Source organism: Desulfacinum infernum DSM 9756 (assembly GCF_900129305.1).
GTDB lineage: Bacteria > Desulfobacterota > Syntrophobacteria > Syntrophobacterales > DSM-9756 > Desulfacinum > Desulfacinum infernum.
Genome location: NZ_FQVB01000004.1, coordinates 16,468 through 35,592, shown reverse-complemented (window position 1 = coordinate 35,592; position 19,125 = coordinate 16,468). Strand labels below are relative to the sequence as shown.

At 60.5% G+C, this 19,125-nt stretch carries 18 protein-coding genes; 11 read left to right on the top strand and 7 right to left on the bottom strand.

What is annotated here, in order from left to right; genetic code table 11:
- Positions 1-234 precede the first annotated feature (234 nt).
- From cooS to BUB04_RS19205, 3 genes are all read left to right on the top strand, one after another.
- The gene (cooS, locus tag BUB04_RS01240; protein ID WP_073036188.1) at positions 235-2,139 is read left to right on the top strand and encodes an anaerobic carbon-monoxide dehydrogenase catalytic subunit; all 1,905 of its coding nucleotides are present in this window, start codon (positions 235-237) and stop codon (positions 2,137-2,139) included.
- 109 nt (positions 2,140-2,248) lie between these two features.
- The gene (locus BUB04_RS01235) at positions 2,249-2,941 is read left to right on the top strand and encodes a type 1 glutamine amidotransferase (protein WP_073036186.1); all 693 of its coding nucleotides are present in this window, start codon (positions 2,249-2,251) and stop codon (positions 2,939-2,941) included.
- 283 nt (positions 2,942-3,224) lie between these two features.
- The gene (locus BUB04_RS19205; RefSeq protein ID WP_073036184.1) at positions 3,225-3,593 is read left to right on the top strand and encodes an FAD-binding protein; all 369 of its coding nucleotides are present in this window, start codon (positions 3,225-3,227) and stop codon (positions 3,591-3,593) included.
- 158 nt (positions 3,594-3,751) lie between these two features.
- Here the strand turns inward: BUB04_RS19205 and BUB04_RS01225 are convergent, their stop codons facing one another.
- Complete coding sequence (locus BUB04_RS01225) at positions 3,752-4,414, bottom strand: MEDS domain-containing protein (protein ID WP_073036182.1); 663 nt, start codon at positions 4,412-4,414, stop codon at positions 3,752-3,754.
- Positions 4,415-4,657: 243 nt separating this feature from the next.
- Here BUB04_RS01225 and BUB04_RS01220 point away from each other — a divergent pair, with 243 nt between their 5' ends.
- Together BUB04_RS01220 and BUB04_RS01215 are read left to right on the top strand one after the other, a co-directional pair.
- The gene (locus BUB04_RS01220; protein ID WP_073036180.1) at positions 4,658-5,083 is read left to right on the top strand and encodes a hypothetical protein; all 426 of its coding nucleotides are present in this window, start codon (positions 4,658-4,660) and stop codon (positions 5,081-5,083) included.
- 16 nt (positions 5,084-5,099) lie between these two features.
- A complete protein-coding gene (locus BUB04_RS01215; RefSeq protein WP_073036178.1) occupies positions 5,100-6,221 on the top strand; it encodes a Glu/Leu/Phe/Val family dehydrogenase in 1,122 nt (373 codons plus the stop codon).
- A 285-nt stretch (positions 6,222-6,506) separates the two neighbouring features.
- Here BUB04_RS01215 and BUB04_RS01210 read toward each other — a convergent pair whose 3' ends face one another.
- Positions 6,507-7,472 carry an ABC transporter substrate-binding protein gene (locus BUB04_RS01210; protein WP_073036176.1) on the bottom strand — a complete coding sequence of 322 codons (966 nt, stop codon included), beginning with the start codon at positions 7,470-7,472 and terminating at the stop codon, positions 6,507-6,509.
- Between the two features lie 303 nt (positions 7,473-7,775).
- Between BUB04_RS01210 and BUB04_RS01205 the strand changes: the two genes are divergently transcribed.
- Complete coding sequence (locus tag BUB04_RS01205; RefSeq protein WP_073036174.1) at positions 7,776-8,945, top strand: pyridoxal phosphate-dependent aminotransferase; 1,170 nt, start codon at positions 7,776-7,778, stop codon at positions 8,943-8,945.
- Between the two features lie 153 nt (positions 8,946-9,098).
- Here BUB04_RS01205 and BUB04_RS01200 read toward each other — a convergent pair whose 3' ends face one another.
- From BUB04_RS01200 to BUB04_RS01180, 5 genes are all read right to left on the bottom strand, one after another.
- On the bottom strand, positions 9,099-9,947 hold the full coding sequence (locus BUB04_RS01200; protein WP_073036172.1) for an ABC transporter ATP-binding protein: 849 nt from the start codon (positions 9,945-9,947) through the stop codon (positions 9,099-9,101).
- A gap of 2 nt (positions 9,948-9,949) precedes the next feature.
- On the bottom strand, positions 9,950-10,795 hold the full coding sequence (locus tag BUB04_RS01195; RefSeq protein ID WP_218588346.1) for an ABC transporter permease: 846 nt from the start codon (positions 10,793-10,795) through the stop codon (positions 9,950-9,952).
- 217 nt (positions 10,796-11,012) lie between these two features.
- Positions 11,013-11,987 carry a zinc-dependent alcohol dehydrogenase gene (locus BUB04_RS01190; RefSeq protein ID WP_073036171.1) on the bottom strand — a complete coding sequence of 325 codons (975 nt, stop codon included), beginning with the start codon at positions 11,985-11,987 and terminating at the stop codon, positions 11,013-11,015.
- Positions 11,988-12,203: 216 nt separating this feature from the next.
- Positions 12,204-12,896, bottom strand: coding sequence for a DUF4386 domain-containing protein (locus BUB04_RS01185; RefSeq protein ID WP_073036169.1), 693 nt, complete (start codon positions 12,894-12,896; stop codon positions 12,204-12,206).
- A gap of 700 nt (positions 12,897-13,596) precedes the next feature.
- A complete protein-coding gene (locus BUB04_RS01180; RefSeq protein ID WP_084075839.1) occupies positions 13,597-14,397 on the bottom strand; it encodes a carbon-nitrogen hydrolase family protein in 801 nt (266 codons plus the stop codon).
- 132 nt (positions 14,398-14,529) lie between these two features.
- Between BUB04_RS01180 and BUB04_RS01175 the strand changes: the two genes are divergently transcribed.
- The 5 genes from BUB04_RS01175 to BUB04_RS01155 all read left to right on the top strand — a co-directional run bounded on the left by BUB04_RS01175 (position 14,530) and on the right by BUB04_RS01155 (position 19,124).
- A complete protein-coding gene (locus BUB04_RS01175) occupies positions 14,530-15,312 on the top strand; it encodes a putative hydro-lyase (RefSeq protein ID WP_073036168.1) in 783 nt (260 codons plus the stop codon).
- Between the two features lie 28 nt (positions 15,313-15,340).
- A complete protein-coding gene (locus BUB04_RS01170; RefSeq protein WP_073036167.1) occupies positions 15,341-16,033 on the top strand; it encodes a GntR family transcriptional regulator in 693 nt (230 codons plus the stop codon).
- A gap of 23 nt (positions 16,034-16,056) precedes the next feature.
- On the top strand, positions 16,057-17,103 hold the full coding sequence (locus tag BUB04_RS01165; RefSeq protein WP_218588345.1) for a TRAP transporter substrate-binding protein: 1,047 nt from the start codon (positions 16,057-16,059) through the stop codon (positions 17,101-17,103).
- A 147-nt stretch (positions 17,104-17,250) separates the two neighbouring features.
- Positions 17,251-17,844, top strand: a complete 594-nt coding sequence (locus tag BUB04_RS01160) for a TRAP transporter small permease subunit (protein WP_073036166.1) — start codon at positions 17,251-17,253, stop codon at positions 17,842-17,844.
- Positions 17,841-19,124 carry a TRAP transporter large permease gene (locus BUB04_RS01155; RefSeq protein WP_073036165.1) on the top strand — a complete coding sequence of 428 codons (1,284 nt, stop codon included), beginning with the start codon at positions 17,841-17,843 and terminating at the stop codon, positions 19,122-19,124. The genes BUB04_RS01160 and BUB04_RS01155 overlap by 4 nt, the downstream gene beginning before the upstream one ends.
- Position 19,125: the final 1 nt, after the last annotated feature.

The window sequence follows — 19,125 nt, the reverse complement described above, 5'->3', positions numbered from 1 at the left end:
CCCTGCACCCGCACAGGGGCGAACAACAACTCGCCCCACCAGCGGCCTTTCATCCTTCGTTGCCGAGAAGTTCCGTGATGTGGGTTCGCGGGAAGCCCCCCGGCGCTCTCATCATGAGCGTCTTTTCTCTTGACTTACCCCCGCACCTCGGATCCCATAGTGAATAGGGTTTCACATACGGAAAGGCTCTCGGAGCCCCCTTTGTTACCTGCTTACATAGCACGGAGGATGACCATGGAAAAGGAACGATTGTCCTATCACGCGTCGGTTCAAAAGATGGTGGAGCGCATCCGCGCCGACGGCATGACCAACATTTGGGACCGCTTCGCGGCCCAAGGACTGGGAAACGACCCGGACAAGCGCTGTCCCTTCTGCATGGGCGGCGTGCGGTGCGATCTGTGTTCCAACGGGCCGTGCCGGGCGGACGCCGAAAAGGACAAGCGCGGCGTGTGCGGGATCAAGGCCGACGGCATGGCCATGCGCATGATGGTTCTCCGAAACGTCATGGGGACCTCCACGTACCACTACCACACGGAACAGACCCTGCGCACCCTCCGGGCCACCGTGGAAGGAAAGACCCCATTTGGGATCGCCGAACCGAAAAAGCTTTTGAGCTTCGCCTCCCGTCTGGGGCTGGACACCTCCGGATCCACGGAGGATGTGGCCCTTCGGCTTTGCGACTTCGCCCAGGCCGACTTTCAACGGCCAGCCCATGAGCCCAGCCTGATCGTCGAGCGCCTCGCCCCTGCCGACCGGAAGGAGCGCTGGAAGCAGCTGGGCATCTTTCCCGGAGGCGTCTACGGCGAGATGCTTCGGGCCACCAGTTCGTGCCTCACCAACGTGGACGGCTACTACGTGAGCCTTGCGCTCAAGGCCATGCGCATGGGCATCGCCATGGCCTACCAGAGCCAGATCATCAACGAATATTGCCAGGACATTCTGTTCGGCATCCCCCGTCCCCATCGCATGCGCGTGGATCTGGGCGTCTTGGACCCCGATTATGTGAACGTGGTCCCCAACGGCCATGAACCCTTCCTGGGCTTTGCCATGGTCCAGCTCGCCCGGGATCCCCGGTGGCAGGAAAAGGCCCGGGCCGCCGGCGCCAAGGGCCTCCGGGTGATCGCTTCCATCGAAACCGGCCAGGAAATGATCCAGCGCTGGGAAATGGACGACGCCTTCTACGGATTCACGGGCAACTGGATCATGCAGGAGGCGGTGCTGGCCAGCGGCTGCGTCGATCTTTTCGCCTGCGACATGAACTGCTCCATGCCCATCGATCCGCTCTATGCGCAAAAATACCGTTTCAAGCTCATCCCCGTGAGCGACCTGGTGGCCTTTGAAGGGGTGAGCGAACGCTTGGACTATGTACCGGAAAAGGCCAAGGAACAGGCGGCGAAGCTCCTGGAGATCGCCATCGCCAATTTCCCCGAACGCCGCAAGAACGTGGAACCCGTCACCGGACTTCGAACGGGCGAGGCCGTGGTGGGCTTTTCCACGGAAAGCATCCTGGACGCCCTGGGAGGCAGCCTGGATCCGCTTTTGGACGCCATCAAGAAGGGCGCCATCCGCGGGGTGGCCGGGTTCGTCTCCTGCACCACCCTGCGGGATACCGGCCAGGACGTGCACAGTGTGCGCATGGCCAAGGAACTCATCCAGCGCGACATCCTGGTGCTCTCCATGGGCTGCGGCAACGCGGCGCTCCAGGTGGCGGGCCTGTGCCTTCCGGAAGCCAAGGACCTGGCGGGGCCGGGACTCCAATCCGTGTGTGAGGCTCTGGGAACCCCTCCGGTTCTCAGTTACGGCACCTGCACCGACACAGGCCGGTGCGCAGACCTGGTGGCGGCGGTCTCGGCGGCGCTCGGCGGCGTGGCCATTCCCGATTTGCCCGTGGTGGCCGTGGCCCCCGAGTACATGGAGCAGAAGGCCACCATCGATGCCATCTTCGCTTTGGCCTTCGGCCTTTACACGTATGTGAACCCCATCCCCAACGTGACGGGCGCGCCCAACCTGGTGAAGCTGCTCACGGAGGAACTGACGGAAGTGACCGGCGGGCTTCTCAACGTGAACCCCGACCCCCGGGAGGCCGCGGACGCCCTTCTGGCCCAGATAGAAAAGAACCGCAGGAAACTCGGTTTGTAACCGCATGCAGCCCCCGCGCCGAACGGGGGCTCCCTTTTCGGAACCCGGACCACCCGTTGCGACAATGCCCGGCAACGGGGACCATGTAGAGATTGAGTGAGGCACGAACATGCGCATCCAAGTGTTCCAGCACGTTCCGTTCGAAGGCCCGGCCCACATCGGACGATGGGCGGCTGCCAAGGGATACCCGGTCCACATCACGAGGCTCTATGACGGGATGCCGCTTCCCGACATGGGAGCCTTCGATTTCCTCGTCCTCATGGGCGGGCCCATGAACATCTACGACGACGATCTCCATCCCTGGCTGCCCCAGGAGAGGCTGTTCATCCAAAAGGCCCTGGACGGCGGAAAGACGGTACTCGGGGTCTGTCTCGGCGCCCAGCTTCTGGCCGACGCCCTGGGCTCCCCGGTCTACCGGGGAGAACACAGGGAGATCGGGTGGTTTCCGGTGGAACTCATCGAACAGGCGTCGTCTTCCGCCCTCTTTGCCGACTTTCCGGCCCGCTTCCATGCCTTCCATTGGCACGGGGACACGTTCCACATCCCCGCCCAAGCGCTTCACATCGCCCGCAACCAAGCGTGCGAAAGCCAGGCCTTCTGCTGGGACGATCGCGTCGTGGGCCTTCAGTTTCACCTGGAGAGCACGACCGAGAGCGTGGACCTCCTCCTGGAAAACTGCGCCCACGAAATTCGCCAAGGGCCTTTCATGCAGTACCCCGATACCATCCGCGAGCTCACGGCCCGGTATCTTCCACAGGCCCAGGGCATCCTGGAACGCCTCCTCGACCGGCTCGCCGGTTGAGTCCACAACACCCTCGACCACCGCCTCCTTCCTTATTTCAGGCGGACCCTATGTGCCGAAAGAATTCAGTCGAACACGCCCAAAGGAAGGAGAAAGAAGGACTCCCGCAGGGCATGGCAAGCCGCCGCGGGAACCCACATGTCCGGCGGCATCTACACACAGATCCGTTCGGCATTGGCGGGCTCCGCTGTTCAAGGCGCCGTTGCCGGTAAGGAAGCGGCCGACTTTACAAAGAGAGCCGTCTTTCAAAAAGTTTCCGAGGAGACGTTGGACGAGATCAAGAATGAAATTCTGGCGCCCCGTGAAAAGAGAATCCGGTTTAAGCCCGGGTTGGGTCACGCAAACCCTGCAGGGCATCCTGATACCCAACTTCGCCCTCTATATCAAACGGGGAGCCATTCTGCAGGCGGCTTTGGCCTACGTGGAAGAACTTCGGGATCATCATGTCCCCATGCTGATCGCCAAGGACCTGCATGAACTCCGGCTGGCGCATAAGACGAAAAACATGACCCTCAGTGCCGAGATGAAACTGCGCGCCGCGCCATTCCCCACGGAAAGTCGCCTGAGCCATTACCGGCTGACTATCCCGAAATGGATGACCAAAACTGGCGGGCCTGGATCAACATCTATAAGGGTGCGGATGGCAGGATGAAACTGGAAAAACAGCCCTTTGGCTACCGGCCCGACGGCAGGCCCATTGTGTGAGGCCGTCCGTTCATAACGCACGGCGGCTTTCGGCCCAAACGCGGGTCCTGCTTGGCATCCGCCCTGCCGCCGAGACAAAGCCTCCCGGCGGCCGCCGGAAGAGCGCTAACGAGGCACTGCCTGGAGGCGTTTGAGGATCTTGGAGTACACATCCTTGGCCGTGGCGGCCGTCATGAGCAGGTCGTAGTCGCCGTGGCAGGGATTGAAAAAGAGCCGGTCGCCTCGAAGCAGGTAGGGATGGGCGAGAAGCACGTAGACCAGAAAGCTTCGGGACAGCACCCGCCGGGGATAGAGACACAGGACACGGCAGGGAAGGCTGCGGATGACGGCGTTCACCCGGCTTTCGTATTCCACCACCTGGTGAATCCCCAGGGGATTGGCCCGGAGCCACCCCCCGTCGAAGAGCACCCGCAAGCCCCGAAAGCCCAAGTCCTGCGCCTGCCGGATGCAGGATTCCAACTGGTAGAGCGCCTGATCGGCGCTGAAAACGTCTTCTTGCATGAAGACGCTTTCGGGGCGCAGGAACTCCGCCTGCTCCGTGGGAGGAGCCGACAGCGCTCCTTCCGGCAAGGGCCCCAGGCAGAAGTCCCGCAGGCGGTGGGGGTCCTCCGGCACAATACAAACAATCCGCTCGCCGCCCCGAAGCCCCTCGCGCACAAAAGCGCGAAGGTAGCTTCCGCGTTCCCGTTCGCTTCCGTAGCACGAACAGAAATGATCGGGACACGGCGGCCGCCCGCCTGCTGAAAGATGATTGTGCGACGTGCCCATGGCTCGGCCTCCTGGAAGAAGTCTAACATGGCCGTCGCACAAATCCACTCGGCCCACTCAAATTGCCCCTGGAACGATGACCCTCCCCTCCTCTTGAATGCCCGCAATGGCCATCGACCATATCGGCCGCCTCGTCGGTTGGATCGACCTTACCATCGACCGGCGCCTCCTTGCCTGTGGCATCCGAAGACTTACTGTAAAGCCGTACGAACCTATCGGGTCCTCGAGCAAAGGAGGCACGCCATGAAAGACAAGAGAAACCTGCACCAGAAGATTCAGGAGCTCTGCGATTGTTTCGCCACAACGGACCCCCTGGCCGAAATGGCCACCGTGGCCGCTGAAGCGGACAAGGACGAGGCGGCGCTCAAGTGGCTGGCTCTGGCCGTTCTTCACGGCGTAACGGCCAATGCCAAGAAGATCGAGCTGTCGCGACGCCCGGAGGGCGGCGTGGACGTTCGAGCCAAGTACAGGGAAGCCCCCCTGAGATCCCCCGGATCGGAGGTGGGGGCCAAGATCCTGGATGCGGCGAAACACATCGTGGGCATGGAGGAATCGGAAGGGTCTTCCCGCTTGGCTCTCGGTATTCGGGACAGCAGCCTGGAGCTGAAGATCAAGGTCAAGAAGGACGACGGCGGCGAGAGACTTGTGATCAAATTCCCCGAACGATAGGAAGAAAGGTTCCTCCATGCTGGTCTACGACGAGTTCGGTCCGGAAAAGATCCTGAGCGTCTATGACCCCCGGGTGGGCATGCGCGGCGTCGTGGTGATCGACAACACCGCGCTGGGCCCCGGCAAAGGGGGGATTCGCATGACCGCCACGGTGGGCATGCGGGAAGTGATGGAGCTGGCGCGCACCATGACCTGGAAGTGCGCCCTGGCGGAACTTCCTTTCGGGGGCGGCAAGGCCGGAATCAAGGCGGACACCAAGGCCATGGGGCCGGCCAAGAAGAAGGCCTTGGTGGAAAGCTTCGCCAAGGCCCTTCGCCCCCTCTGCCCTTCCCTCTACATCGCCGCGCCGGACATGTACATGGGGGAGCAGGAAATGGCCTGGTTCGCCGAGGCCAACGGCGACCGGTCCGCCTGCACCGGCAAGCCCGAAGACTTGGGCGGCCTTCCGCACGAACTGGGAAGCACCGGTTACGGGGTGTTTCATGCCGTCCGAGCCGCCGTCCCCTTTCTGGGATGGGATCTTTCCCGGACCACCTTCGCCGTGGAGGGATTCGGCAACGTGGGCCGCTTTGCCGCCCGGTTTCTGGTGGAAGCCGGCGCCACCCTGGTTTCCGTATCCGACAGCACGGGAACCGTTTCCAGCCGGGCGGGGATCGATTTTTCCGTCCTGTCCTCGGTCAAGGACGAAACGGGCTCGGTGACGGCCTACGCGTCCGCGGGCCGCCCCGTGTGCCAGGTGGGCCCCTGCGAGAACGTCTTCACGGCGGAGGCGGACATCCTCATCACCGCCGCCAGGCCCCACGTCATCCAGGCCGGGGATGTGCGCCACCTGAGTTGCCGCCTTCTTGTCCAAGGGAGCAACATTCCCCTCACCCTGGATGCCGAGGAACTGTGCCGCGAGACGGGGATCACCGTGATTCCCGATTTCGTGGCCAACGCGGGCGGAGTGATCAGTTCCTACGTGGAGTGGAAGGGAGGAGGCAAGGAAGAGGTCTTTCCGTTGGTGGAGGAAAAAATCACAGCGAACACGACCCGGGTTCTTCAGTCGGCCTTGGATCGGGGCACGACTCCGCGCCAAGCGGCCCTCTCCCTGGCCAAGGAAAGGGTACGGGCCACCCGGCCCCTTGCCGAAACCTAGGCCGCCTTTCCGAAAACGCCGAGATGGCCCCTTTTACGTAGTGCAGCCCTTCAGGGCTGCGGAAAGCATTTCCCGACAACGGGCGGACTTTCAAGCACTGACCATGGACTCATGGAGTTGCGAAGCCCTCTTCCCGCGGGGCTGAAGCCCCGCGGCTACGAAGGAGGGGCAATTCCGTCGCTGGTTGCCGGCTGAAGCCTGTTCTCGGACAGGCTTCAGCAAACCTGTCCGAGACTCCAAGAATCGGTTGCCCCCCTTTCAGGCGAAACCCCGTATCGACCGCCGCTAGAGGCCCGCGGCGAAGGATGCGTCATACATGTCCTGAGCCTTGGGTTCCCAGCCGAGTTTGCCCAATTCCCTCCACACCGCGATCCGATCGGCGATCATCTTTTCCACCTTCTCGGGGAAGGACGCCTTGTTCATCTCGCGATCGTAGTACTGAATGCCCTGCAGGGTTTCCGCAAAAGCCTGGGGATCCTTCAGCCACCCGCCGATGGCCTGTGCCATCAATGCGTTGGCCTCTTCGGGATGCTCCTTCCAGTAGTCCACCGCGCGGGCCACGGCACGGCATACCTTCTGGACATCGTCTTTCCGTTCGCGGACGACCTTGTCCGAAAAGATGAGTACGTCCGAAATGAGTCCGGGAGTCTGGGAGGTGTCGATGAGCAGATGCCCATGCGGGGCCTGCTTGCCCTTGGTCAGATAGGGCTCCCATGTCACCGCCGCATCCACCTTGCCCGCAATGAAGGCTGTGCCTGCGGCGCCCGGTTCCATGTTGACGACTTGAATATCCGACATGGTGAGGCCGTCGCGGCGCAGCAGATAGCCCAGGAACCATTCCGAGATGGAGGCCTGCTTGAAAGCCACCTTCCTGCCCTTCAGATCCTTGATGGTCTGAATGTCCTTGTTGGCCACGATGCCATCCCCGCCCTTGGAGTCATCGAGCATGAGAACGACCTTGGCCGGAGCCCCCTCCTTGGCGTTGAGGATGAAGGCGGCCATGGCGGTGCTCATGCCGTCCAACTGCCCTGCGTAAAGGGCGGCGAACCGCATGGAGATGTCGTCCATGATGGACAGTTCCACCTCCACCCCCTCGTCCTTGTAAAAGCCCTTTTCTTGAGCCAGGAAAAGCGGCCCGTTGCCGACCCAGGTGGGCATGGAAATCTTGAGGGGCTCCGCCACCGCCACCCGGGCAACCCCGAACGCCGCCAAAACCAGTACGAACACCATCAGCCACTTGCGATTCATCATGCCAACTCCTTTCCATTGTTCGACAGCATCTACCTGGATTTTCGGCTCTCGGAGCCGCATTTCCTTGACAAGGGCACGAATCTTACCACATTGGGCCATCTCCCTTCGACTCCTAATTGATGGCCAGCCGGCGGAATCCGCCTCCGGAAAAGATCCCCGGCCCCAACCGGGTTGTTGACGGCCGCACCGATTCTGAATAGGTTAGCTCGTTCTGGAACCCGGGCGTTCCGGACGCCTGGATCGGCTGGAAAACCGGATTGATCATCATCGATCACGAAAACACATGACGAGGACAGCACAGCAATGAGTCTCAAGGTGAGCAGCCGACTGGAATGGGTGGCGCAGTCGGAAATCCGCAACATGTCCATAGAATGTGAGCGGCTGGGCGGCATCAATTTGTCCCAGGGGGTGTGCGATCTGGAAATCCCCGAGCCCGTACGCCGGGGTGCGCAACAGGCCATCGACGAAGGCTATAATGTCTACACCCGCTACGACGGCCTCCAGGAGCTTCGGGAAGCCATCGCCCATAAGCACAAGCAGTTCAACGGCCTGGAAGTCGACCCGGAGGGGGAAGTGATCGTCAGCGCGGGCACCACCGGGGCTTTCTACTGTGCGTGCCTGGCGCTGCTGGAGCCGGGCGATGAGGTCATCGTCTTCGAGCCCTACTACGGCTACCACATCAGCACCCTGCTGGCAACCCAGGCCCGCCCAGCCTACGTAAGGCTCCATCCTCCCGGCTGGACCTTCACGGAAGAAGACCTGGAAGCCGCCGTCACATCCAGGACCAGGGGAATTCTCGTGAACACCCCCGCCAATCCTTCCGGCAAGGTCTTCACCCGCGAGGAGTTGGAAGCCATCGGTCGGTTTGCAACCCGCCATGACCTCTTCATCTTCACAGACGAGATCTACGAATATTTCGTCTACGACGGCCGCCGCCACGTGCCCCCCGCCGCCATTGAAGGAATCGGGGAGCGCACCATCACCATCTCGGGCCTGTCCAAGACCTTCAGCATCACGGGATGGCGCATCGGCTATTGTATATGCGATAGAAAATGGGCACGTCCCATCGGCTGGTTCAACGACTTGGTCTACGTGTGCGCTCCCGCCCCTCTCCAGATCGGGGTCGCCCGCGGCCTCCTCCAGTTGGACGCCGGCTACTATCAGCAGATCGCGCGGGAATACCAGGAAAAACGGGACCGGATCTGCGACGCCCTCACCCGGGCCGGCCTGGACCCGGTGGTCCCTCAGGGGGCCTATTACGTGCTGGCCGACATCTCGCGACTGCCCGGTGACGCATCCAAGGACAAGGCCATGTTTCTCCTTCAGGAAACGGGGGTCGCCGCCGTGCCGGGGGAAGCCTTCTACCACGACGAGGCGGGATCCCAACTGGCCAGGTTCTGTTTCGCCAAGCGCGATCAGGTTCTGGACGAGGCCTGCCGAAGGATCGCACGGCTGGCGTCCCGGTTGATGTGAAACAGAACCGCGAATGAACCCGAATCAACGCCACTGGAAATGAACGGCATGTGGGAGTGACCAAAGCCGCGAATTCTTTCATCCATGCGGCGCGGCGAACATCGCCATGATCGTTAGCCACGACGTGGTTCCGCCCGCAAACGGGCGGCCCCGTCATCCGAAGAGACGCGCAAGCCACGACCGGCCCCGCCTGGAAAGCCCCCTGGCGGAAGCGTCGGAAGCCTCGACGGCCTTCAGGGTTTCCTCGCGGATGGATTGGGTAATCCGCCTTTTGATCTCCGTGAAAAAGGGCGAGGTCCGCACCTCGTGGTCCCGCGGGTGCGGAACGTCGATCTTCACTTCCTCCTTGATGGTCCCAGGCCGGAAACTCATGACGTAAACCGCGTCGCCCAGGAAGATGGCCTCATCGATGTCGTGGGTCACGAAAAGCACCGTGATCTTCTGTTCTTCCGCCACCTGCAGGAGCAACTCCTGCATGATGGTGCGGGTCTGGGCGTCCAGCGCGCCGAACGGTTCGTCGAGAAGGAGGATCTTGGGGTCGTTGGCCATGGCCCGGGCGATGGCGACACGCTGCTTCATTCCCCCCGAAAGGAACCTTGGATAGACGTCGTCAAAGCCCGCCAGCCCCACCTTGTCGATGAGAAACCGGACCTTGTCATGAATCTCCGACGGGCTGGCCCCCCGGAGCCGCATGCCGAAGGCGATGTTGTCATAAACGGTAAGCCACTCGTAGAGCGTGTAGGACTGGAAGACCATCCCGCGATCCGCTCCCGGTCCGCCCACTTCCCTGCCGTCCAGCAGGATTCTCCCTCCACTGGGGGCGTCCAGGCCCGCCACGATGCGCAGGAGCGTGGACTTGCCGCACCCCGACGTCCCCACGATGGTGACGAACTCGCCTTCCTCCACATAGGCGTTGACGTCCGTGAGCGCCTCGATGGGATGGCCCCCGGGGGTGTGGAAGACCTTGGACACGTTTTCGATGATGAGTTTTTTCTCTGCCATGATCAGTACCCCGCCTTTTCGGACCAGGGAAGCAGCACCCGCGTCAGAAGCTTGAAGGATTGGTCCGTGACGAGCCCGAGAAATCCGATGACCCCCAGGCCCACGAAGATGGCTTCGGTGTTGAGGCCCCGCATGGACTGGAGGATCATGTAGCCGAGCCCGCGCTGGGCCGAAACCAGCTCGGCCACGATCAAATACGTCCAGGCCCAGCCCAGGGTCATGCGCAGGTTGTCGAAGATCCCCGGCATGGCGGCCGGGATCAGCACACGCCAGACCACGTCCCTTTTTCGGGCCCCCAGCGTATAGGCCGACTCCAGAAGGTCCCTGGGTATGTTGGCCGACACGTCGGCGATGAGGAAAATCAGCTGGAAGAAGGTGCCGATAAAGATCACCGCCACCTTTTCCATGCGGCCGATGCCGAGCCACAAAATGAGCAGCGGTATCATGGCGCTCACGGGAAGGTAACGGATGAAGTTGCCCAGGGGTTCCACAAGGGCTTCGACGAACTTGAAGCTTCCCATGAGGATCCCCAGGGGCACCGCCACCACTGCCGCCAGGGCGAATCCCATCAGGATCGTGGTCACGCTGGCCACCGTGTGCTCCCAGAGCTCGCCGCCGGCCGCCATCCGCCACCCTTCCTGAAGGATGCTCCAAGGACTCGGCAGGAACATGGGGTCGATCCAGTGGGCCGCGGTCACCGTCACCCACGCTGTGAGCAAGATGAAGAATCCCGTCAGGCTGAACGTTAGATAGAGGTTTCTGGGGATGGGCCTCTTGGGCTGAAAGACATCATGATCCGACCATTTTCGCGTTTTGGACTCGCAGCGGTGTTCACTCACGACGGCCACTCCCTACTTCCTCGTCATAAAAGGCAAAGCCACGGGCCCCCTGCCCGCGGCGCCGTGAGATTAGGGGAGGCCCCGGTGGGTTGTCAAGGCTGGAGGGCTCTGTAGGCCGGCTGCACGCCTTCGCGCGCCGCCGGGCCTTTCCGGGGAACCCCAATGGGAAGATTGCCTCTGGCCATTGAGGGAATCCGGCAATGGGATAGCCGGATTCGGGCGGAATTCATTCCCAGGTTCGGGCGTCCAGGGCCACCTTGCATACCCCGTCGGAACGATCCTTGGCCAGGCGGTAGGCTTCCTGGACCCGCTGCACGGGAAGCCGGTGGGTGATGAGCGGCCCCAGTTCCTCGGCATGGCGGCCGACCAGTTCCGCCGCGCGCGTCAGATAGGGTACCCAGGGCGGCGTGATGGATGCGACCAGCCGAAGGTTCTTTCTGAAGAAGGTTTCATAGTCGAAGGCGTAGGCGGATGGTTCAGGAACGCCGAGGGCCAGCACGGTGCCGCCCTTGGCCGTAAGGGCCACGGCGTCGTTGAGCGCCGTCTCCCGGTGTCCCACCGCCTCCACGCAGATGTCCGCCGCAGGTCCGGCTGAAAGGCCGCTGCGTTCCATGGCCAGCACCTGAGCGGCGGTGGCCCGGATGGCACGGTCCGCCCCCAGCCTTTCGGCCATGAGGCAACGGCCGCCCACGGGATCCATCACCCGGAGGAACCCGGCTCCCCGCCGGCGCAACTCCCAACATGCCAACAACCCGATGGGCCCGCCCCCGACGATGTCCACGCGAAGACCCCGAACATCCCCCAGCTTATCCAGGGCGAAGAGCACCGTGGAAAGCGGCTGGGCGAGCACCGCCAGTTCCATGTCCCCAAGGTCCTCAGGAATGTGGACCGCTTCTTTCCCGACGGCCTCGAAAATCCGGCACAACCCCCTGTCGTCCCGGGGCAAAGCCACCACGCGATCCCCCGGAACGAAACGGGACGAACGGCTTTCCACGACGATTCCCGTGCATTCGTGGATGAACATGCCGGGCGCCAGGGGATAGTCCAGCTCCGTCTGCTCCCCGGCATAAAAGGGAAGGTCCGTACCGCACACCATGGCGTGCTGGAGCTGCACCAGAAGGCCTCCCTCCCGCTCGAGCCTCGGCTCGGGAACGTCCACTTCCACCACGGTTTCCGGTCCGACGATCTGCAACGCGCGCATCCTGGACACTCCTTATCTGCCTTTTTCTCCGTTTCCCTCTCCGGCATCAGGCGGACGGGGCCCTTGCGTCGGGCCGAGCGTTGTCTTAGTCCAGTCGGCCGCACAAGACAAGCCCGCATCTTCCCCCATTTCATGACGGGGCGGATTGCATAATCTCTCCGGTGTCCAAAAGCCATACGGTTTCCCGGCAGGAATGCCGCGATCCCAGGGCAGGCCTCAACGGCGTACCGCGCCGTCGGGCCCCTTGAACAACAAATGCAGCGCGAAGGCCGTTTCGGCCAAAAGAGGAACGACGTAGGTCGGCTGGAAAGGACCCAGGAGGCCGGGAGCGAAGAAGCGGAGCATGCTTCCTGCGGCATAGACCAGCGCCGATACGAGCAAGCCCAGGCCCAGGATCCTCGGGAAACCCGATGAGCAAAGCACCAGGTGGCCCAGGGCGAAGATCGAAACGGCGAAGAACAACAGCGCCAGATCATAGCCGCGGGCATGGAGGCCGAGGAAAACCACGGCCGCCGCATCGGCATCCCGGAACAAGGGATACGAACCATGATCCGGACTCACGACCATCAGTGCGGTCTGGTAGTGTAGTAGATTCAACCCGAGGATCGAGGCCTCGAGGAGGCGGAAGACTGCCGACAGGCTTGATACCGTCGTGCTCACCGGTCGAAACAGCTCGTAGAGGAGGAGGGCGACGGCCGCGTCGCAAGCCACCATGACCACATCGGCGGCGAACCCGGCCCGAAAGAGCCAGATACTTTCGCGGATCCTCGAAGCCAAGGCGCCCGGATCTCCCTGGGCCACCGCGCCGGACCGAACCATCCCCTCCGCAAAAACACCGCACAAGATAATGGCAAGATAAAGGCCCCCGGCCAGCCTGGCCCTTTTCCATGGGCGCTTGACGGATTTCATGGCCCGCCCTCTACCGATGGGGGAAACATCTCTGCGATGTCGGCCCTTCCTGTGTATTCGCGACCACCTTTGGAATCATGCGAAATGGCAAGATGCCTTCACATGATTTCCAACCGGATGAGGGTCCCGCGGAGCTTTTCGCCTGTGATTTGCAAAAAGGCTGATCAAAGCGCACTCAGTCGATGGATTGGACAGGCCGGCAAGCGATAGCCGACAGCCGCCCCCGATCAGGCCTTCCGCTCCGGCCATATGATCAAGCTCGGCTTCAGGTGAGATTGCAGGAGTTGGAGGGCGACCCGGGGATCGAACCCGGGACCTTTGGTTCCGGAGAATAGAATGCATGGTATAACTCATTGATTTTATTGTGGCGGATTTCCCGATAAACCCGCCATAATCGCGCCAATCCGCAACCTATCCGCAACCAAATTCGGGGCATCTCCTATTGTTGCCTGACTTGGTTTTCAGGTGCCCCTACCGAAACAATTGAAGTAGCGCTAAGGAGGATCATCGACGCTCGAAGCCTCTGCCAACCAATCTTGCCACCCGTGAGTCGTGCGCATCTCCCGCACTTTCCGTCAAAGAAAGAACCGGAACGGCTGTCTCAATCAACCCCTGGCACCCTCTAAGACCTGATAACTCCGCCATGGGTGGGCAATGGACAAATTGCCGACACCCCAAACCTTCCTTTCTTCCCGATGCATCACCCCCCAAATATATCTTTACGCCGATTCTCCAAAGCAGGCAGTTTTTCACGAACTGAGTGGACGCGCCCCTTCGAGATGGTCGCAACCAGGCAGTCCTCGGTTTCGATTGCCGACGCAACAGGCGTTCCGAACGGATCGAAAACCGAACTCCTTCCACAGAAAGAAGGCCCAATCAGGTTGCACCCCGCCACATAAAAAGTGTTCTCAATGGCGCGCGCCCGAAGAAGGGTCAACCAGTGATCTTCCTTCATGGGGCCTTGATACCAGGCCGATAGCACAAGGGCCAGGTCGGCGCCGCCCTCGGCCAGGTGGCGAAAAATTTCAGGGAATCGAAGGTCGTAGCAGATTGCGACCCCCACGCTGAGACCATCAATCGACACCACAGGCGGAAGGCCGTCGCCGGGAAACATGGTGTCGGATTCGCGAACACTTAAGGCATCGAAGAGATGAATCTTTCTGTAACGGGCAATCAACTCGCCGTTGGGATTCAAAACGACCGCCGTATTGAAGGCCCGCTCCGGGTCGGGTGATCGCTCCCAGAGACCGGAGGCTATGGCCAATTGGTACCTCCGCGCGACACCGGCAAGCCCTCCCAAGAAATCAATCGATTGATCCTCTAGGTACTGTATCGGGGGGCGGTGCGGCGCCGGAAGCCCCATGAACATTTCTGGAAAGATGATGAGCCGTGCTCCACGCTCCGCCGCCGTTTGTGCGTAGTGGTCAGCCGTAGCGAGGTTCCTACGGGGATCCTCGCTTCCCTTCACTTGCGCCAGCGCGATGGTCAGGGTTGCATCCATGGAAAATTTCGCCTCCGTCTTCGAGTGCTCGTGTGTAATATATCTAAAATATACTTGACCTATATCACGGCCTCCGCTATGGTTCCAAGCCAGAATCGTCGAACTTGTGAATCCTTAGGGAAAGGGGCGTCAATGACTCCCGCAGAACTCAGAAAGCAATGTGAGAAGGGATCGTTTGACAGGCCTACCGCCGGATATTGTGACGGCTACGTCCAAGCCAACTTGGTGGCTCTTCCCGAACGCTACGCAGCCGACTTCGAAGCATTTTGCCGAAAGAACCCCAAACCCTGTCCCCTCCTCGAGGTCGTCGGCCCCGGAACCTCGCTGACATCCCGACTGGCTCCCGGAGCGGATCTCATCAACACCCTCCCCCGCTACCGCATCTGGATCGACGGGGAATGCCGCCATGAAGTCAAGGAGATCAGCGCCTTTTATCGGGAAGACCTGGTCTTTTTTCTGCTGGGCTGCAGCTTTTCCTTTGAAGAAGCCCTTATGAAAGCCGGCATTCGACTGCGCCATGTGGAACAGAAAAAAAACGTTTCCATGTACCGGACGCGCATCCCGTTGGAACCGAGCGGCCCGTTCCGAGGCGAAATGGTGGTGAGCATGCGCCCCATCCATTGGAGCCGAGTCGCCGACGCCTGCATCATCACGGGCCGGTACCCGGACGTTCACGGTGCCCCGGTGCATGTGGGTTATCCGGGCATGATCGGCATCAGGGACATCTCAAAACCAGAATACGGCGACGCCGTCGAGATACTTTCAGACGAAGTACCCGTGTTCTGGGCCTGCGGGGTCACCCCGCAAAACGTTCTGCTACAGGCCAAGTTGCCCTTTGCAATCACCCATGCTCCCGGACACATGTTCGTCGGAGACTTGAAAAACGAGCAGTTCGCGCGCGGGTGCTGCAGGTAGCCATCAGAGCCCAGGAAGGACAAGTGCCATGAAGGCGGCACCGAAACTGCTTCGCGAAAAGGCCTACGCTCTCCTCAAACGCAAAATCGTCACCCTCGAATATCCGGTCGGCTCCCAGCTGGTGGAGCAAGAGATCTGCGAGGAACTTGGCATCGGGCGCACGCCCGTACGTGAGGCGCTGCAACGATTGGCCGCCGAAAAGCTGGTCTCGATCATTCCGAGGCGCGGGATCTTCGTAAGCGACATCAACTTCTGGGAATTGCAACGGCTCATCGAAGCCAGGCTGATGATCGACGTCTTTTGTGCTCGAACCGCCGCTTCCATTGCGAGCCCCAAACAGATCCTTTCCCTCAAGGACCTTCTGGTGAGAGCCCAACAATGGGCGGCAGAGCGCCGAATCCCGGAGTTGCTGGAAACCGACCGGCGCTTTCACCTCCAGATTGTGGCTGTTCTTGAAAACCCCTTTATCAGTCAGGCGGCCGAAAAGATTTACGACCAGATGTTTCGTACATGGTTTCTCTCCTTCTCTCGAAGAACGAGGGAAGAAGTTCTGGAGACGCTGAGCGAACATCTTTCTATCATTAACGCTTTGGAAGCACGGCAATCCGATGCGGCAGAGCAAGCGGTGCGTCGTCACATCGAAAATTACCGCAGGAAGCTCATTCAGGAAGATTCGGCTTTTCGGAATATGGGATGTGTGGCAGGTCAGGTCAACGCCTAACGGGCAACCAAGGAGGTAGTGCGATGCATAAGAAGAAAATTACTTGGATCGTCGGCATGTTGGCACTTTTCATGTTCTTGGCTCTTTCGCCGGCCCATTCACAAACCAAGGAACTTCGTGTCGTTGGAAGCTGGAACAGCCTCACCATGTACAAGAACTTCGAAATGCCTTTCTGGACCGAAGTGGTGCCTGCCGAACTCGGCCTGAAAACCAGCATGACCTCTCTGAGCCAGATAACTCTCAAAGGCCCTGCTGTGCTTCGGCAAATGAGCATGGGCGTGTTTGACGCCGTCCATACGGTCGTCGATTATGTGGTGGACGATTCACCGGCCCTCGCCGGTCTCGATCTCCCGGCACTCGCAACGGACATTGCCGATGCGCGCAAAGTGGTCGAGGCCTACCGCCCGGTATTGGAAGAATACCTCGCCAGGGATTTCGACGCGAAACTCCTGAGCGTCGCCCCCTACCCGGCACAAGTCATCTTCTGCAGGGATCGCATAAACGGCTTGGCGGACCTGAAGGGCAAAAAGATCCGCGCCAGCGGCTGGACCACGTCCGAGTTTGTCAACGCCGTGGGGGCGACCGGTGTGACCCTCTCCTTCAGTGAGGTGCCCCAAGCCTTGCAGCGAGGCGTTGTGGATTGCGCCGTGACCGGAAGCCTTTCAGGCTACTCGGCGGGCTGGGGCGAAGTTTCCAATTTCGTCTACCCGCTTCCCATAGGTGGCTGGGACTACGTGATCGGAACCATGAGCCAAGCAACCTGGAATTCGCTGAGCCCTGACCAGCAGGCCAAGCTGCAAAGCCTCATCAAGGAAAAGCTGGAAGACCCCGCATGGGAGGTCACCAAGAAAGAAACCCAGGAGGGCCTTGATTGCCTTAGCGGTGGTGAGTGTCCCCACGGCACGCCCAACAAGTTGGAACTGGTTCCCATTTCCGAAGGGGATCGGGAACTGGCGAAGAAGTTGCTCGTGGAGGCCGTCCTTCCTGCCTGGTCCAAGAAGGTGGATTCCAGCGCCGTGAGCAAATGGAATGAGACCATCGGTCAGGTGGTAGGATTCAAAATCGAATAGTAACCAAGCGTTTCTCGCCGATGCCCGGCGGCAGGGCTTCAGAGTGGCCGCTGGGCGTCGGCGATTTCCATTTTTGCAGTCCGAATCAAAACGGCTGTCCACTTAGCCCTTCGTAATGTTCACGACGTTGCCCACGAGGGAAACCCGATGAATCGCCTACTGAGCATAAGCGAGAAGATCGCCACGGGCGCAGCATGGATCAGTGGAATTCTCCTGCTGGCGACGGCGGTCCTCATAGCAGTGGAAGTGACACTCCGGAAAGGATTTGCCATTTCCATGGGCGGCGCTGACGAAATATCCAGCTACACACTGGCCATCTGCTGCAGCTGGACCTTGGGGTTCGCGCTTTTGAAGAAGGGGCACATACGGATTGACGTTCTCTATGTTCGCCTCCCCCGCCCCTTTCAACACGCTCTGGACCTGGCCTCGCTTGGCCTTTTTCTCTTCATTATGATCGTTTTGAGTCATTACTCCTATAAGGTGGTGAAGACTTCTTTCTTGAAGAATTCCATGGCCAACACGCCCCTCGCAACACCCTTGTGGATTCCCCAGGGTCTTTGGTTTGCCGGGCTTATTCTCTTTACGCTCATTATCTTGGTTCTGTTCGTTGCCACGCTTTCGGCCCTCCTTCGTGGGAATAGCGATCTTGCCCGAAAATTGTACGGAGCCTCCACGCTTGATGAGGAAATCGAGGACGAAAGCAGAGCAGCGCGCGCTTCGATGGGTGGAGAGATCTCATGATTACCACGATCCTTGTCTTTCTACTTGGCCTCTTGTTGTTGAGCATCCCGGTTGCTGCAGCTCTGGCCGCCCTGGGTCTCCTTGTGGGACAGATTTTCTCGCCCTTTCCCCTTTACAGGGCTATGGGTGAGATTGCGTGGACAGCGAGCACGGATTTTATTCTGTTCGCCATTCCTTTGTTTGTGCTTTTGGGAGAGATCCTCCTTCAGGCGGGCATTGCGGCCCGCACGTATCGAGCCCTTGACTTGTGGCTCTCTTGGCTTCCCGGCGGCCTCATGCACGCCAATATCGGCACCTCCGCCATGTTTGCCGCGACGAGCGGATCCAGCGTGGCCACGGCAGCCACTATTACCACCGTGGCCCTCCCCCAGGCCCGCCGGTATGGATACCCGGAGGGACTTTTTGCCGGCTCGATCGCGGCAGGCGGCACCCTGGGGATCCTCATTCCTCCTTCGATCAATCTTATTGTCTACGGGTTTTTGACCAACACCTCCATCCCGCAGTTGTTCATCGCCGGGATCGTCCCAGGCCTCATCCTTGCTCTTCTCTTCATGATCTGCATTCTCATCGCCTGCTCCATAAACCCCAGACTCGGCGGCTCGCGCCGTTCCGCGCGTTGGTCTGATCGCATCGAGAGCCTCAAGGACCTCTTGCCGGTTCTTTTCATCTTCCTCGTGGTCATCGGGTCCATCTATGCCGGCTGGGCGACCCCAACGGAATCGGCGGCTCTGGGAGTGATCGCCGCCCTTCTCCTTGCGTTTCGTTACCGGGCGGTTTCTCTTGGGTTTTTCAAGCGCGTATTTGAAGGGACCATGCGCACCACCGCCATGATCATGCTGATCCTCATCGCCGCCAACTTTCTTAACTTTATCCTCGATTCCATAGGGCTGGCCGAGACGCTTCGGCAGTTTGTCAACAATCTTGGACTTTCCCCTTTCAAAACTCTTTTGGTCATCATCGCCTTGTACCTGGTGCTGGGACTTTTCGTGGAAACCCTTTCGCTCATGGTCATCACCGTTCCCATTGTGACGCCGGTCATCACGGGAGCGGGCTACGATCCCGTATGGTTCGGCGTCCTGCTGATTCTCTTGATTGAGATGGCGCTCATCACACCCCCCGTGGGGCTCAACCTCTACGTCGTACAAGGCGTGCGGCGTAGCGGTTCCATCAGCGATGTAATGATCGGAGCCTTTCCATTTGTCTTGATGATCCTGGTTATGATCGGAGTCTTGGTCGCTTTCCCGGGCCTGGCGCTCCACTTCGCCCGCACAGTCGGCTGAC

Coding starts and splice junctions, on each gene's coding strand:
- cooS (WP_073036188.1), top strand. CDS start 235: ATGGAAAAGGAACGATTGTCCTATCACGCGTCGGTTCAAAAGATGGTG.
- BUB04_RS01235 (WP_073036186.1), top strand. CDS start 2,249: ATGCGCATCCAAGTGTTCCAGCACGTTCCGTTCGAAGGCCCGGCCCAC.
- BUB04_RS19205 (WP_073036184.1), top strand. CDS start 3,225: ATGAAATTCTGGCGCCCCGTGAAAAGAGAATCCGGTTTAAGCCCGGGT.
- BUB04_RS01225 (WP_073036182.1), bottom strand. CDS start 4,414: ATGGGCACGTCGCACAATCATCTTTCAGCAGGCGGGCGGCCGCCGTGT.
- BUB04_RS01220 (WP_073036180.1), top strand. CDS start 4,658: ATGAAAGACAAGAGAAACCTGCACCAGAAGATTCAGGAGCTCTGCGAT.
- BUB04_RS01215 (WP_073036178.1), top strand. CDS start 5,100: ATGCTGGTCTACGACGAGTTCGGTCCGGAAAAGATCCTGAGCGTCTAT.
- BUB04_RS01210 (WP_073036176.1), bottom strand. CDS start 7,472: ATGATGAATCGCAAGTGGCTGATGGTGTTCGTACTGGTTTTGGCGGCG.
- BUB04_RS01205 (WP_073036174.1), top strand. CDS start 7,776: ATGAGTCTCAAGGTGAGCAGCCGACTGGAATGGGTGGCGCAGTCGGAA.
- BUB04_RS01200 (WP_073036172.1), bottom strand. CDS start 9,947: ATGGCAGAGAAAAAACTCATCATCGAAAACGTGTCCAAGGTCTTCCAC.
- BUB04_RS01190 (WP_073036171.1), bottom strand. CDS start 11,987: ATGCGCGCGTTGCAGATCGTCGGACCGGAAACCGTGGTGGAAGTGGAC.
- BUB04_RS01185 (WP_073036169.1), bottom strand. CDS start 12,896: ATGAAATCCGTCAAGCGCCCATGGAAAAGGGCCAGGCTGGCCGGGGGC.
- BUB04_RS01180 (WP_084075839.1), bottom strand. CDS start 14,397: ATGGATGCAACCCTGACCATCGCGCTGGCGCAAGTGAAGGGAAGCGAG.
- BUB04_RS01175 (WP_073036168.1), top strand. CDS start 14,530: ATGACTCCCGCAGAACTCAGAAAGCAATGTGAGAAGGGATCGTTTGAC.
- BUB04_RS01170 (WP_073036167.1), top strand. CDS start 15,341: ATGAAGGCGGCACCGAAACTGCTTCGCGAAAAGGCCTACGCTCTCCTC.
- BUB04_RS01165 (WP_218588345.1), top strand. CDS start 16,057: ATGCATAAGAAGAAAATTACTTGGATCGTCGGCATGTTGGCACTTTTC.
- BUB04_RS01160 (WP_073036166.1), top strand. CDS start 17,251: ATGAATCGCCTACTGAGCATAAGCGAGAAGATCGCCACGGGCGCAGCA.
- BUB04_RS01155 (WP_073036165.1), top strand. CDS start 17,841: ATGATTACCACGATCCTTGTCTTTCTACTTGGCCTCTTGTTGTTGAGC.